Origin of the sequence: Polaromonas sp. (assembly GCF_012927485.1) — a bacterium.
GTDB lineage: Bacteria > Pseudomonadota > Gammaproteobacteria > Burkholderiales > Burkholderiaceae_C > Polaromonas.
The window spans coordinates 40,595-53,706 of the sequence record NZ_JABBPC010000031.1 but is presented as its reverse complement, the minus strand read 5'-3'; the positions used below and the strand labels follow the sequence as shown (position 1 = coordinate 53,706).

The 13,112-nt window shown below is 59.4% G+C and carries 12 protein-coding genes, 1 tRNA gene and 1 pseudogene; 11 read left to right on the top strand and 3 right to left on the bottom strand.

Annotated features, from left to right (window positions below; genetic code table 11):
• The coding region (locus HHJ16_RS12190) for an acyl-CoA dehydrogenase family protein (RefSeq protein WP_296900901.1) at window positions 1-1,048 on the top strand (1,048 nt) is incomplete at its 5' end.
• Between the two features lie 328 nt (window positions 1,049-1,376).
• Entirely contained in the window at window positions 1,377-2,081 is a 705-nt protein-coding gene (locus HHJ16_RS12185) for a glutathione binding-like protein (RefSeq protein ID WP_296900898.1), read from the top strand.
• A gap of 266 nt (window positions 2,082-2,347) precedes the next feature.
• Here HHJ16_RS12185 and HHJ16_RS12180 read toward each other — a convergent pair.
• Window positions 2,348-2,424, bottom strand: a tRNA-Arg gene (locus HHJ16_RS12180).
• 360 nt (window positions 2,425-2,784) lie between these two features.
• Entirely contained in the window at window positions 2,785-3,249 is a 465-nt protein-coding gene (locus HHJ16_RS12175) for a hypothetical protein (RefSeq protein ID WP_296900896.1), read from the bottom strand.
• A gap of 212 nt (window positions 3,250-3,461) precedes the next feature.
• On the opposite strand from HHJ16_RS12175, the gene HHJ16_RS12170 reads away from it, so the two are divergent.
• The 9 genes from HHJ16_RS12170 (at window position 3,462) to HHJ16_RS12130 (ending at window position 11,976) form a co-directional block, all read left to right on the top strand.
• A complete protein-coding gene (locus HHJ16_RS12170) occupies window positions 3,462-3,782 on the top strand; it encodes a helix-turn-helix domain-containing protein (protein ID WP_366557491.1) in 321 nt (106 codons plus the stop codon).
• Window positions 3,783-4,069: 287 nt separating this feature from the next.
• A complete protein-coding gene (locus tag HHJ16_RS12165; RefSeq protein WP_296900895.1) occupies window positions 4,070-4,858 on the top strand; it encodes a class II glutamine amidotransferase in 789 nt (262 codons plus the stop codon).
• Between the two features lie 19 nt (window positions 4,859-4,877).
• The gene (locus tag HHJ16_RS12160; RefSeq protein WP_296900893.1) at window positions 4,878-5,198 is read left to right on the top strand and encodes a hypothetical protein; all 321 of its coding nucleotides are present in this window, start codon (window positions 4,878-4,880) and stop codon (window positions 5,196-5,198) included.
• A gap of 36 nt (window positions 5,199-5,234) precedes the next feature.
• Complete coding sequence (locus HHJ16_RS12155) at window positions 5,235-5,678, top strand: hypothetical protein (protein ID WP_296900891.1); 444 nt, start codon at window positions 5,235-5,237, stop codon at window positions 5,676-5,678.
• A 326-nt stretch (window positions 5,679-6,004) separates the two neighbouring features.
• Window positions 6,005-8,671 carry a cation-translocating P-type ATPase gene (locus tag HHJ16_RS12150; protein ID WP_296900907.1) on the top strand — a complete coding sequence of 889 codons (2,667 nt, stop codon included), beginning with the start codon at window positions 6,005-6,007 and terminating at the stop codon, window positions 8,669-8,671.
• 122 nt (window positions 8,672-8,793) lie between these two features.
• Window positions 8,794-9,240 (top strand): OsmC family protein, encoded by a 447-nt coding sequence (locus HHJ16_RS12145; protein WP_296900890.1) that lies wholly within the window; start codon window positions 8,794-8,796, stop codon window positions 9,238-9,240.
• Complete coding sequence (locus tag HHJ16_RS12140) at window positions 9,237-10,157, top strand: cation diffusion facilitator family transporter (protein WP_296900889.1); 921 nt, start codon at window positions 9,237-9,239, stop codon at window positions 10,155-10,157. The genes HHJ16_RS12145 and HHJ16_RS12140 overlap by 4 nt, the downstream gene beginning before the upstream one ends.
• Before the next feature lie 499 nt (window positions 10,158-10,656).
• On the top strand, window positions 10,657-11,703 hold the full coding sequence (locus HHJ16_RS12135) for a permease (RefSeq protein ID WP_296900887.1): 1,047 nt from the start codon (window positions 10,657-10,659) through the stop codon (window positions 11,701-11,703).
• Between the two features lie 39 nt (window positions 11,704-11,742).
• Window positions 11,743-11,976, top strand: a complete 234-nt coding sequence (locus HHJ16_RS12130) for a thioredoxin family protein (protein ID WP_296900886.1) — start codon at window positions 11,743-11,745, stop codon at window positions 11,974-11,976.
• 299 nt (window positions 11,977-12,275) lie between these two features.
• On the opposite strand, the pseudogene HHJ16_RS12125 reads toward HHJ16_RS12130, so the two are convergent.
• Window positions 12,276-12,689 (bottom strand): annotated as a pseudogene (locus HHJ16_RS12125) (peptidoglycan DD-metalloendopeptidase family protein); the annotation flags it as partial.
• Window positions 12,690-13,112 lie beyond the last annotated feature (423 nt).

Genomic DNA, 13,112 nt, shown 5'->3' with positions numbered 1-13,112 from the left:
CACGCGTGCACCTGAAGGCCTGTCCAATCTCGAATACGCGCCTTTGTGCGAAATCATGGGCCGCGTACCGTTTGCGGCCGAGGTGTTCAACTGCTCGGCACCCGACACCGGAAACATGGAAACCATCGAACGCTATGGCTCCGAAGCCAACAAAGACCAGTGGCTGGAGCCGCTGCTCAAAGGTGAGATCCGCTCTGCCTTCCTGATGACCGAACCGGAAGTGGCTTCGTCGGACGCGACCAACATTCAATGCCGTATTGAGCGCGATGGCGATGACTACGTTCTCAACGGTCTCAAGTGGTGGTCGTCCGGCGCCGGCGATCCACGCTGCGCCATTTACATCGTGATGGGGAAAACCAATCCCGATGCCGGTCGCCATGAACAGCAATCCATGATTCTGGTGCCTGCCAATGCGGCCGGCGTCAAGGTGATTCGACCACTTTCGGTCTTTGGCTACGACGATGCACCGCACGGTCACATGGAAGTGCGCCTGACGAACGTGCGCGTACCTGTCGGCAACCTGCTGCTCGGGGAAGGTCGCGGCTTTGAAATCGCCCAGGGGCGGCTTGGCCCCGGACGCATTCACCACTGCATGCGCAGTATCGGAATTGCCGAGCGGGCTGTCGAACTGATGTGCAAACGCCTCAACACCCGCGTTGCATTTGGCAAGCCGATTGCACTCCAAACCGTCTGGCATGAGCGCATCGCCCAAGCCCGTTGCATGATCGAGCAGGCCCGCCTGCTGACGCTGAAGGCGGCTTACATGATGGACACCGTGGGCAACAAAGTGGCCAAGGCCGAGATTGCCATGATCAAGGTGGTCGCGCCCAGCATGGCATGCCAAATCATTGACTGGGCCATTCAAGCCCATGGTGGCGGTGGCGTTTCGGACGATTTTCCACTTGCCTACGCCTACGCCAGCCAGCGCACCTTGCGCCTGGCCGACGGTCCGGACGAAGTGCATCGGGCTTCACTGGCCAAGCTGGAGCTGGCCAAGCACTTGCTGAATCCCCGAGTGGTCAACATGCCAATAACGCGCGGCTCCTAAATTATCTGCGACGTTTTTGAACCGCGGGCGCTATTAAAATAATAGCTGCCTGCGCTATTTCTCTAGGGGCACTAAGCATTTGTAGGAGCGCGGTCAGAGTGATGACGATGGGGAAAACCTTCAGCAGCTGATTCGCAAGGATCGAGACAGATCGAAGCGGTATGCCCCGTCGCTGGCGGTTCCGTAGGGTGTATTCATGAAGTGTTTCAACGGTTGAGGCACCCCTGCGCCCGCCTCGCCCACGACCATCCTTTTTTGGAGCCGCTCCAACAGGTTTCGCACTTTTCTCGTACAGTACGATGACCAGAATGTACTAAAGGAAGCGTCCATGATTCAGCTTTACTCATGGGCTACGCCCAATGGCCACAAGGTTCACATCATGCTGGAGGAATGCGGCCTGCGCTTGGGCCGCGACTGGGAGGTCTTCCCGGTGAACATCGGCACAGGCGATCAATTCAAGCCCGACTTTCTTGCCATCAGTCCCAACAACAAGATTCCGGCATTGCTTGATCCAAACGGCCCGGACGGCAAGCCCATTTCCTTGTTCGAGTCCGGCGCCATCTTGCTCTACCTGGCTTCCAAAACCGGCAAACTACTACCCAAAAGCGACCGGCTTCGATTTCAGGTCCTTCAATGGCTGATGTTCCAGATGGGCAGTGTTGGCCCCATGCTCGGGCAAACCCACCATTTTCGCGTCTACGCGCCCGAGAAGATCGACTACGCCATCAACCGCTACACCAACGAGACCAAGCGGCTTTACGGGGTGATGGACAAGCAGCTGGCCTCCAGCAAATTCATCGCGTGCAACCAATATACGATTGCCGATGTGGCCATTTTCCCGTGGCTGCGTAGCTGGGAAAACCAAGGAATTGACTGGGCCGACTATCCCCACCTCAAAAAATGGTTTGATCTCATCAACGCCCGCCCGGCCGTACAGCGCGGCGTGAAAGTGCTCGCGGATCTGCGCCACCCCCTAACCGGCGACAAGGAGCGGGAGATTCTGTTTGGAAAGATGCAGTATCAAAAACGCTGACATCAGCAGGCAGATCGGGCGCCCCCCGAGATACAGCGAACGCAGCCAGTGGGCAACTTGATCGTCTTTTGCCGACTAAGAAATTTGGCCTCGGATCATGTGCCGAAAACGTCATGGAAAAGTCCAAGTCGCACTGAGGCGACCGGACGGTGCGCATTGTCCAGAAATTCGTTAGTCCTTGATCCCAGTTTGAGATTACAAAAAACTCGCCTTGCCGACGAGCAAGCGGGTTTAAAGTGTCTATGAGACGATGTGAAGGGCTGTCTTGGTCTGCCCGGAGGGGATCGAACCCCCGACCCTCAGCTTAGAAGGCTGATGCTCTATCCGACTGAGCTACGGGCAGTAAGCCTTGCGGCGATAGTGTTTGATAAAAAAATTCGGAGCGCTCCGAATTTCCGTTTCAAGCATCTTTATTATCGCAGGATATAAGCTGGTCGACTCCTGTCCCACAGCAGCATAAATGTGTCGCTTCAGCAGGCTTACCTTTCAATGCCTGATTCAAAATCCGGATCCTGCATCAGAACACCAAAGCCTGGCGACCTCAAGGCCGGTGACACCCGCCGAATTGATTCATACAGGCACGGACTACGTCGTTTCGACGCTGAAGTAACGCTGGAAGCGCCAGGCGGCGAACGGGCCCGCCTCCAACGCTAGCGCGGCGCGCCTGAAGTAGTCGCCGGCCCAGGCGGAGCCTGTTTTTATTTCAAGCTGACAAGCTCGCAATGACGTCAAGCAAGCGCGCAGCGATTTTGAAGATGACGGGCGGCAAAACCAACATCTGCAGTATCGGTATGACGCCGATACCGGAGCCCAGCAACAGTGGCATAGCCACCGTATAGCTCCAGCGGCCGAGGATATACACCGCAACCCATTCAATAAATACCGCCAAAGTGAACCCGGACAGAAGCATCAACATGTAGCCTGAAACTCTCGGCCGATCCGACCAATCTGATCGGCGCAGAAAAACCCGGCCAACGCCGAAAATCATCAAGACAATAATGCCGTCGCCAAGACTCGGGGCAATGCAATGCACGGCAACATTGGCAATACTGCCCTGCCCCGCATAAAGAGGCATCTGCGTCACTTCCCAAAAAAAATTGATTGCTACGGCAACCGCGAACGTGAGTGCGATTCTCAGTGCGGTTTTTGTCATAGCGCGATTCGTCATCTTTCGGATCTAAACATGAAAAGCGGGCAGCCAGCGCAAATTCGTGATGAAACTCCTGGGGACGGTAAGCCAAGCGCCGTAACGATCGCGTTTTGCGTCCGTTGAAATCCCGCCACGCCAGCTGGTGCGAAGGAATGGCCTTTATCTGTAAACCAGGCAGCGCAAATAATTACCGAGCAGCTACGCACTTCATGGTTTCAATACTTCAACCTGTGTTGCATAGTCATCTTAGGGGAAAAAGTGCTGACAGCTCGATTTTTAAATCGCGCTCACCACGCGTACGGCTCAATGTGTTTCGGCTCCTGGTCAAGAAAGGTCCCGAGGGCATGGTCGCAGGCGAAATTGCTACGGCGCTTGATGCGCCGCCCGGCAATTTGTCATTTCACTTTAAGGCGCTGGCACAAGCGCGCCTGCTCAGCGTCGAGCAAGAAGGCCGCTTTCGCCGCTATCGGGCCGACAGTCGGCGGCCGCTGTTGCTGAACCAAGGAGACGGCTGCATGAAATTTCTCGATCACCCTCCCCTGACATATTAGTTTTGAAGCGATCCTGCATAGTGAAGGGCTCCATTGGGAAGCACGATAAGAGCTGGGCTAAACCTCAATTTTTGAACACGAAACATGTTTCCAGCGACTGCGGTAGACCAATTTCATAGCGCGCCGAGCTTAACGCCATACTAAACGGGACACTCAGTACGTCTGTAGTTTCAGCGGCCGTTCTGGTGGCACTGCCAAGCCAGCAGCAGGAAATGCGGAGACGTTAAATCGATACATCGTGTACCCTCGGCTTGATTGCGCAAAGCATTCATTAAGGTCAATGATTCATGTGTGAACTTTTTGCGCTCTCAAGCGACAAGCCTGCCAACGTGACGTTTTCCCTGGGCGTTCTGGGCGGGCGCGGAGGACGACTGGGTCCGCACAAGGACGGCTGGGGCGTTGCGTTCAAGGAAGGTGCCGATTTTCGCTTGATCAAGGAAGCGGCGCCCGCGTCAAAAAGTGCCTGCCTGCGCTTCATCGAATCGCACGAATTTCGCAGCGAAATAGTGATCTCGCATATTCGTCTGGCCAGCCTGCCGCGCGTGAACGCCTACACCAACACACACCCGTTTGCGCGCGAGTTGTACGGGGCTTGCCATGTGTTTGCACACAACGGCAACTTGCCGGGCGTGATGGGCGATAGCCGCCTGACGCCGACCTGGAACTTTCCGCTGGGCGAGACTGACTCGGAACGGGCCTTTTGTGCCTTGATGGACCGCCTGCGTCATGCGCTGGCACCTCACGAGGTAATCACTCTCAACCAGAAGTTGCCAGTGATTCAAGACTGGGCGAATGAGCTTGCGCGGCACGGCGTGGCCAACTTCGTGCTGTCCGACAGCCAATACCTGTATGCGCACTGTTCGACCCGGCTGTTCTACATTGAAAGGAAATGTGCGGCGCCCCACGAGACGTTCGGCAGTCCCACTTTGCAAATTGCATTGAAACCGGTGCAGGACGGCGCCCAGCAAGTAAGCTTGGTCGCCACCCAGCCCCTGACTACAGACGAAGCATGGATCGCGCTGCCTGTCGGAGAAGTGGTGGTCTTTCAGCACGGCCGACGCCTGTTTGAAACCTAAAATCCGACTGGAGACGGACATGTCCACACTTATTCCGCATCTGTTTCATGATCACGCGCCTTCGCTTTCAACGCTGCCGGCGCTGGCAGAACGCATGCACCAGGTCCAGAACGGCAGTGACGCAGCGCTGTGGGTTTATATAGTAGGACCCGCCGAAGGCGCGCTGGTCCCGCAAATCGACAGTCTGGTCAAACAAGGTGTGCGCCTGACAACGTACATTGGACTGGCGCAAAAGTCCGGCTCCGAAGCGGCTCTTCGTGCGCGCGGCATCACGCTGGAATCGGCGGCGCTCGGCTTCCCTCGCTTCGCTGCCGAAGCGGCAACCGCGATCAGTTTTTGATTTATCAATAAACAAAATCTTCCAATGGCCGATTTGATGAGCTCCCTCCCAGCGACACCATTGGTAGTTGCTTCACGCCACGGTGTGTCGATCCAAGCCCTTAACAGCGACGCGCTTCGGCGCGCATTGCAGTCGGAAATTGGCGCGCCGGATCTCTTTGACCTGGCGCGCGAGCGCCGTCGCCTTGTCTTCAAGCCGTTTGCCGGCTTCGGCGGCCGGGCGGCTTACCGGGGGGGCAGCCTGACCCAGCGGATCTGGCAGAAAATCCTTGTCGAGGACTCTATCGCGCAGGCATTGGTCACACCGGGCGAACGCGTCATTTCAGACCAGAACCCGGCACCGGTACTAAAGTTTGACTTGTGCGACTACAGCTGTGACGGCCAGGTGCAATCGGTGACAGCCCGCCTGTACCAGGGCCAGACGTCCACCGTTCGAACCCCTGGCGGCGGCTTCGTGCCGATGCATGAAGGACCCGCATGATGTCAACGATTCTCGAAGGCGACTATGCGCACACTGCCGCTGCCGCAGACCATGAAAACCGCCTGTTCCTGGTTGGTGACGACAGCCACGTGCAGCCGCTGGCGTATGACCGCTACCTCGCGCTCGCCCGCAACGAGACCGCTATTCCCGAGTTCGCTCGTCGTCGCTTCATTCTGATTGACTGGAATCTGCGCGTCGTTGGCGGTCAAGCGCAGGATGTCGTCAAGGAGATCTGTACCTGGCTGGTGTTCGATGCGCAAGGTCGGCTGGACCTCCCTGCGGCGCTGGCAATCCACGGCGAAGCGGTACCGCACGAGGCGCAGCGGATGCAGGTCCGCGCACTCGTGTTCGGCGACGCCGTCAAGTCCCCGGGCGCCTCGGCGTCATCCTCTGGCGCATTGCCAGCGCCGCAAGGCTTGAGCACTGCCGAAGCAGCGCAACGGCTGGCCACCGAAGGACCTAACCTGCTGCCCGGCAGCAAGCCGAAGTCCACGGCTGCGATTGTGCGCGAGGTACTTACCGAGCCCATGTTCCTGATGCTCCTGGCTGCCGGTGGTATCTACCTCGCGCTGGGCGACCGCGCCGAAGCCCTGTTCCTGCTCGGCTTCGTGTTCGTCGTCATCGGCATTACGCTGATGCAGGAGCGCAAGACGCAACGTGCGCTGGAGTCGCTGCGCGACCTGTCGGCACCGCGCGCGCTGGTGATCCGGGACGGGCAGGAACTGCGGATCGCGGGGCGCGACGTCGTGCGCGGCGATCTGCTGGTGCTGCGCGAGGGCGACCGCATTGCCGCCGATGCACTGCTGCTGGACGGTCAGCTGGAGGTGGACGAATCGCTGCTCACCGGCGAGGCCGTTCCGGTGACAAAGCTGCCATCCACCAGCAATGTGGATAAACCCGTTGCAAAGGCCGCCGAGTTTGCAGTGACTGGGAGTAACGGCGCGGCAGCCTTGTTTGCCAGCACCGTCGTGACGCGCGGCCTGGGTATGGCCGAGGCGAGCGCCATTGCAAGCGCGACGGCGGTAGGACGCATTGGCGCCGACCTGGCGGCCACCCTGGAGCCACCCTCCGCATTGCAGCAAGCCTCGCGCAAGCTGGTGCGGCGGCTTGGCCTGGGCGCGCTGGTTCTGGCCAGCCTCCAGGTCCTGCTGGGATGGTGGTGGGACGGCCGGCCGATACTGGACAGCCTGCTGTCGGGCATCGCGTTTGCGATGGCCATCCTGCCCGAGGAGATCCCAGTCATCCTCACCGTATTCCTGGCGCTGGGCGCCTGGCGTATTTCAAAGCAGAAGGTCCTGACGCGCCGCGCCACGGCCGTCGAGGCGCTGGGCGCCATCACTATCTTGGCGGTGGACAAGACGGGCACACTGACCGTTAACCGCATGGCAGTGGCTGAGCTGGCAACCGTTGATGCGCACTTCACGCCGGACAGCGCCAGCGATCTGCCTGAACCCTTTCACGAACTGGCCGAGTTCGCGATGCTGGCCACGCCGGGCGACCCCTTCGATCCGATGGAAAAGGCGCTCCAGCAGTTCGGCCACCGCTGGCTGGCGGGCACTGAGCATGTACATGAGGGCCGACTCCCCGAGTTTGAATACGCGCTGTCGGGCGAGATCCTGGCAATGACGCGGGTGTTCGCCAGCGCCGATCCGACCCAACACCTACTGGCTACCAAGGGCGCACCCGAAGCGGTCGCCGACCTGTGCCACCTGAGCGCGGAGCGGCGCGAGCCGATCCAGCACCAGATTGAAGCGATGGCTGAGCGGGGCTTGCGCGTTCTGGGCGTCGCGCGAGGGCGCTGGTCCAACGCAGCAGTTGCCTCGGGTGCTGATCCGTCATGGCCGAAAAGCCAGCATGATTTTGACTTCGAATTCCTCGGTCTGGTGGGTTTGGCCGACCCAGCGCGTCCCGAGGTACCTGACGCGCTGGCCGAATGTCGACGCGCCGGTGTACGCGTGATCATGATGACCGGCGATCACCCGGCCACCGCCCGCGCGATTGCGCGTCAGGTGGGATTGTCCGAGCGACCTGAGGTGATCACCGGAGTCGAGATCGCGGCACTGGATGACACGGCGTTGCGCGAGCGGCTTAAACAAGTGGACCTGTGCGCCCGGTTGCAGCCCGTGCACAAGCTGCGGCTGGTGCAGGTGCTGCGCGCCGCCGGCGAGGTGGTGGCGATGACCGGCGACGGCGTCAATGATGCACCTGCGCTGAAAGCCGCCGACGTGGGTATCGCCATGGGTGAGCGCGGCACCGACGTGGCCCGGGAAGCCGCCGCCCTGGTGCTGCTGGACGACAGCTTTGCCCGTATCGTGGCTGCCATTCGCCAGGGTCGGCGCATCGATGACAACATTCGAAAGGCCACGCGCTTCGTCTTTGCCGTGCATGTGCCGATCATCGGGTTGGCGCTGGTGCCCGCACTACTGCAGTGGCCAGTGCTGCTGCTGCCGGTGCACATCGTGCTGCTGGAACTGTTGATCGACCCGGCCTGTTCCATCGTTTTCGAGGCCGAACCAGAAGACCGCGGCCTGATGGAGCGTCCGCCGCGCCCGGTATCCAGTTCGCCCTTTGCCGCGGCGCCGGTGGGTTATGCGGTACTGCAGGGTTTGGGCATCGCGGCGGTCCTCCTGCTGGGCTTCAGCTGGCTCGCAGGTCGGGACTGGAGCGCTGCGCAGGGCCGCAGCACGGTGTTCCTCGCGCTGGTGCTAAGCGTGCTGCTGCTTATCCTGGCCAATCGCGACCTGACACGCCCGGCACTGATGGGCGTCACCGCCGCCAATCCGTGGCTTGGGCGCATGGCGGCCGCAGTCGGTCTGCTCCTGGTCGCCGTGCTGGGCATGCCCTGGCTGCGCAACGTCATGGGTTTGGAGTGGCCCGGCACGGAAGGGCTGGCCGTGGCTATCCTGCTGCTGGCACTGTGCGGAATCTGGCTGGAAGGGGTTCGACGCGTCGGAGGGCGGTGGCTCGCAGCCCGGCCGGACCTGAAAACCTGAGGCCTTTGCGCGCATCACCATGCAGCGCCGAGACGAGGAACTGAAGCAAATGCCGCCTGACCAGAAACCAGCCTTCCTGGTCCCCGGCACGGCGGCGGCCTAAGCGCAAAAGGAATTGAACGATGACTGAAAATACCTTAAAAATGACTTTTGAAGTGACCGCCCATCGGCTTGACGCCCACGGCAGCCAAGCCGACTGCAAGGACGCGAAGATCACGCTCGACACCGACCTGGCCGGCCGGCGTGACGCCTTCAACCCCGCTGAACTGCTGCTGGCTGCGTTGTCGGCCTGCATGATTAAAAGCATTGAGCGCGTCACGCCGTTGCTGAAGTTCAACTTGCGCGGCGTTGAGGTCCGCATGCACGGGGTGCGCCAGGATGTGCCGCCGAAGATGGCGTCCATCCGCTACGAGATCGTGGTGGACACCGATGAATCCGACCAGCGCCTCAACCTGCTGCACGACAACGTCAAAAAATACGGCACGGTCTTCAACACCGTCGCACCCGGCACTGAACTGGACGGCGTGCTGCGCCGCCAGTCAAGCCGTGATGCAGGGGCAACGCAATGAGCGCTGCGCACGACCATGGGCACAGCCATGCGGCCGCAGAATTCAGCCGTGCCTTTGCCATCGGCATTGTGCTGAACTTCGCCTTCGTAGCCATTGAGGGTTTTTATGGCTGGAAGATCAATTCCCTGGCGCTACTGGCCGACGCTGGCCACAACCTGAGCGATGTGGCCGGCCTGGTGCTGGCCTGGGGCGGCGCGCTGGCCGGCAAGCTACGACCCACTGACCGCCACACCTATGGCTGGAAAAGGGCCTCGATTTTGGCGGCGTTCTTTAACGCCATGCTGTTGCTGGTGGCCATGGGTTCACTGGCCTGGGAAGCCTTTAATCGCCTGGGTGTGCCCGAAGCCACTGAAGGCTGGACCGTCATGGCCGTGGCCGGAGTCGGCATCGTGATCAACACCGCTACCGCCCTACTGTTTATGCGCGGCCCGAAGAACGATCTGAATATTCGCGGCGCCTTTTTGCACATGGCGGCCGACGCGCTGGTGTCACTCGGCGTGGTGATTGGCGGCGCGCTCTACCTATGGCAGGGCTGGACCTGGATCGACCCGGTAATGAGCTTGGCGATTGTCGTGGTGATCGTGCTGGGCACCTGGGGACTGTTTAAACAATCGCTGCATATGCTGTTTGACGGCGTTCCCGAAAGCATTGACATGGCGGTGGTGCGCGCGCTGCTGCTGCAGCTGCCGGGCGTTGCCGAAGTGCATGACCTGCATGTCTGGGCCATGGGCACCTCTGAAGTCGCCCTCACGGCTCACATGGTGTTGAAAGACCAGGGCACCGACACCAGCGCGGTATTACAGGAGGCCGAGCACGAATTGCACGAGCACTTTGAGATTCGCCATGTCACGCTGCAGCTGGAGTTGCCCGCTTATGCGGAGTTGTGCGGGTTGCGAGCGGGCGAAGGTTGCAGTTGAAAGCGCGGTATTTTTGAGCGCCATTTACGCAAGCTATACAAACGCCAAAGCTTCTTTTATATTTGAAAATTTATACAGTCACGGCCAACCTGCACCGGAGAAAGCCGACGCGTTCCAATTTTCGGATCGGGTCGCAGCGCAGTTCAACACCCAGCACCTGACCCGGATAAAAGAGGCCCTGATCCGCTTGGCGCCAGAGCGGTCCTGGTCAGCCGCCCAACGACCGCGGCCGGCACCTTCCTGAGTCTGTTTTATCTGCCGATGTTTTATATCTGGGTAGTGGACAGGAAAAAGCATGAACGGGGCGAGCGAACCAGGGCCGCGCCAGGAGCCGACGACTGGAACCGGCGCTGTACGCAATTTCATGTCTCGCCAATCCACCCTAATATTCTGTCGCTTGAGTACCTGCACACGCATTCCGCATAAGAACCAGCGAGCTATTTGATGTAAATTTCTCGGCATACTGCGTCTTTTGGCGCGGTTGTCCGTCTTCACCAGTATGAACACCCTTGCGACTCCTCTGAAATCCTGGCCGTTGCGGCAGCCGATTGCTTTCTTGATCCTGGCTGCGATCGTCTGGTTCGGCTTGTACCAAACGCTTGATCCTGCTGCTGAAGCCCTGGTCGCCGCTTTGCCGGTGGACCGCGCCAGCCATCTGGGCGGCGCCCTGCAATTCTTCTTCTACGACACGCCCAAGGTGCTGATGCTGCTGACAGGCGTGGTGTTTGTCATGGGCATGATCAACAGTTATTTCACGCCAGAACGCACGCGGGCGCTGCTGGCGGGCAAGACCGAGGGCGTGGCCAATGTGATGGCCGCCTCGCTAGGGATCGTGACTCCGTTTTGCTCCTGCTCGGCCGTGCCGCTGTTTATTGGCTTCGTGCAGGCCGGGGTGCCGCTCGGCGTGACCTTCTCTTTTCTGATTTCTGCTCCCATGGTCAACGAAGTGGCGCTGACGCTGCTGTTTGGCATGTTCGGCTGGAAGGTGGCCTTGCTCTACATGAGCTTGGGACTGGGTGTCGCCATCGTGGCAGGCTGGATCATTGGGCGTCTCAACATGGAAGCCCATTTGGAAGACTGGGTGCGCGACATGCCCAGGATAGCCGCTGAATTTGAAGACACGGGCATCTCGCTCGGAGAGCGCATTCAGAGTGGTTTCAATTCCGTGCGCGAGATTGTCGGCAGAGTCTGGCCGTATATTTTGGTCGGCATCGCCGTCGGTGCGGGCATCCACAGCTACGTTCCGGAAGACTTCATGGCCAGTTTCATGGGCAAGGAAGCCTGGTGGTCGGTGCCGCTGGCGGTAGTGATCGGCGTGCCCCTGTATTCCAACGCGGCTGGCGTGATACCCATCGTGCAAGCCTTGCTGGCCAAGGGTGCCGCATTAGGGACGGTGCTGGCATTCATGATGAGCGTGATTGCGCTGTCCTTGCCGGAAATGATCATTCTTCGCAAGGTGCTGAAAGTGCGGCTGATCGTCGTCTTTGTAGGCGTAGTGGCGACCGGAATTTTGCTGGTCGGCTATGTTTTCAACGCAGTGCTTTGAGCTCAAGCAACCCCATCTTAAAATTAAACAGGAGTCATCATGAACATCAAAGTTCTCGGAACCGGCTGCGCTAACTGTAAAAACACCATCGCCCTGATTGACCAGGTGGCGCAAGCCAAGGGCATTTCAGTGACGCTGGAAAAGGTCGAAGATCTGCGCCAGATCATGCGCTACGGCGTGATGAGCACGCCCGGCGTGGTCATCGACGGCAAGGTGGTGCATGCCGGCGGCGTGCCCAGCCGCGACAAAATCGAAAAGTGGCTGTCAGCCTAAACGAACCGAAGGAGATTGCCCCACCGCCTTGCGCCGCATGCGTGGCGAGGGCGCAACGATGATCGACGTTCGCGAGAGCGCTGAAGTCGCCGCCTTCGCTCGATGTTCCCGGCCTGATCAACATTCCGTTAACCCCGCTTGAGCCGCTTCAACGCCACGTATTACCTGCAGTACGCCGGGTATTCAAACGTCAGCAACAGTCCGCACTGTGCTCAATTAGGAAAGATATCCGTGGCCGGCTAGCGCGTTGACGGCGCAGGCGGCTGTGCTCCGGTGGGGCTGCCGAGCAACCTCAAAGCTCTTGGCGGTAGATAAAGTTCCGGATTTATCGGCTTGCCCTGTCGGCGGATCTCAAAATGCAGGTTTACGCGATCGGTGTCGCTGTTACCCATTTCGGCAATCTGCTGGCCTTTTTTTACTGTCTGATTTTCCTTGACCAGCAGTGTCCGATTGTGTGCGTAGGCAGTGATAAAGTTTTTGCTGTGCTTGAGAATCAACAAGTTGCCATAGCCGGGAAGGGTTGATCCGGAATAAACGACCAGACCATCGGCGGCTGCCACGACCGGGTCACCAGACCGCCCCGAAATATTAATCCCTTTGCCGCGCCCATCAAATTTGGCAATCATCGGTCCGTTGGCGGGCCAAACGAAGCCAATGGAATCGGCGGGCGCGTTCGACGCGGGCGGGAGAGGAGTGCTTGCCGACGGTGAAGCCAGCTGGGAATTGTCAACTGCGCGTTGGACCGGAGAGGTGCAAGCGATCTGACTGCCCATCAGCAAAGAAATTGAGACCGCGCGATAGCCAGCGCGCGTTGATGGCCAGCATTTAAATTGAAGCGACGCAGCAAACCTCATGGTCGTCCTCGTTGGGGTGTCAATGACCCGACTATATCGACTCGGATTACCGCATCATGACGCATCTGGGCCGCCGCGTCCCGACCCTGGCTGGCGAACCGTGAAAATCCGTAAGCTTGATGAGCCCGCATGACGACTTGGACACCGTCGTACTGTGCACGAACGCTCGCTCACTGGCCTGTTTTTGGCCGAGCGGTGCAAATCCGGCAGCAAGCTGATGTCTTCTTCAGGCACCGATTTAGATTTTTCAGCCTGTTGTGTCACCGGTCTTTAAGGCAACAA

What these genes read in the sequence shown, in the direction of transcription:
- HHJ16_RS12155 (WP_296900891.1), top strand. Translation starts at nt 5,235, where the DNA reads ATGAGCTCCCTCCCAGCGACACCATTGGTAGTTGCTTCACGCCACGGT.
- HHJ16_RS12150 (WP_296900907.1), top strand. Translation starts at nt 6,005, where the DNA reads ATGCAGGTCCGCGCACTCGTGTTCGGCGACGCCGTCAAGTCCCCGGGC.
- HHJ16_RS12145 (WP_296900890.1), top strand. Translation starts at nt 8,794, where the DNA reads ATGACTGAAAATACCTTAAAAATGACTTTTGAAGTGACCGCCCATCGG.
- HHJ16_RS12140 (WP_296900889.1), top strand. Translation starts at nt 9,237, where the DNA reads ATGAGCGCTGCGCACGACCATGGGCACAGCCATGCGGCCGCAGAATTC.
- HHJ16_RS12165 (WP_296900895.1), top strand. Translation starts at nt 4,070, where the DNA reads ATGTGTGAACTTTTTGCGCTCTCAAGCGACAAGCCTGCCAACGTGACG.
- HHJ16_RS12135 (WP_296900887.1), top strand. Translation starts at nt 10,657, where the DNA reads ATGAACACCCTTGCGACTCCTCTGAAATCCTGGCCGTTGCGGCAGCCG.
- HHJ16_RS12130 (WP_296900886.1), top strand. Translation starts at nt 11,743, where the DNA reads ATGAACATCAAAGTTCTCGGAACCGGCTGCGCTAACTGTAAAAACACC.
- HHJ16_RS12175 (WP_296900896.1), bottom strand. Translation starts at nt 3,249, where the DNA reads ATGACGAATCGCGCTATGACAAAAACCGCACTGAGAATCGCACTCACG.
- HHJ16_RS12185 (WP_296900898.1), top strand. Translation starts at nt 1,377, where the DNA reads ATGATTCAGCTTTACTCATGGGCTACGCCCAATGGCCACAAGGTTCAC.
- HHJ16_RS12160 (WP_296900893.1), top strand. Translation starts at nt 4,878, where the DNA reads ATGTCCACACTTATTCCGCATCTGTTTCATGATCACGCGCCTTCGCTT.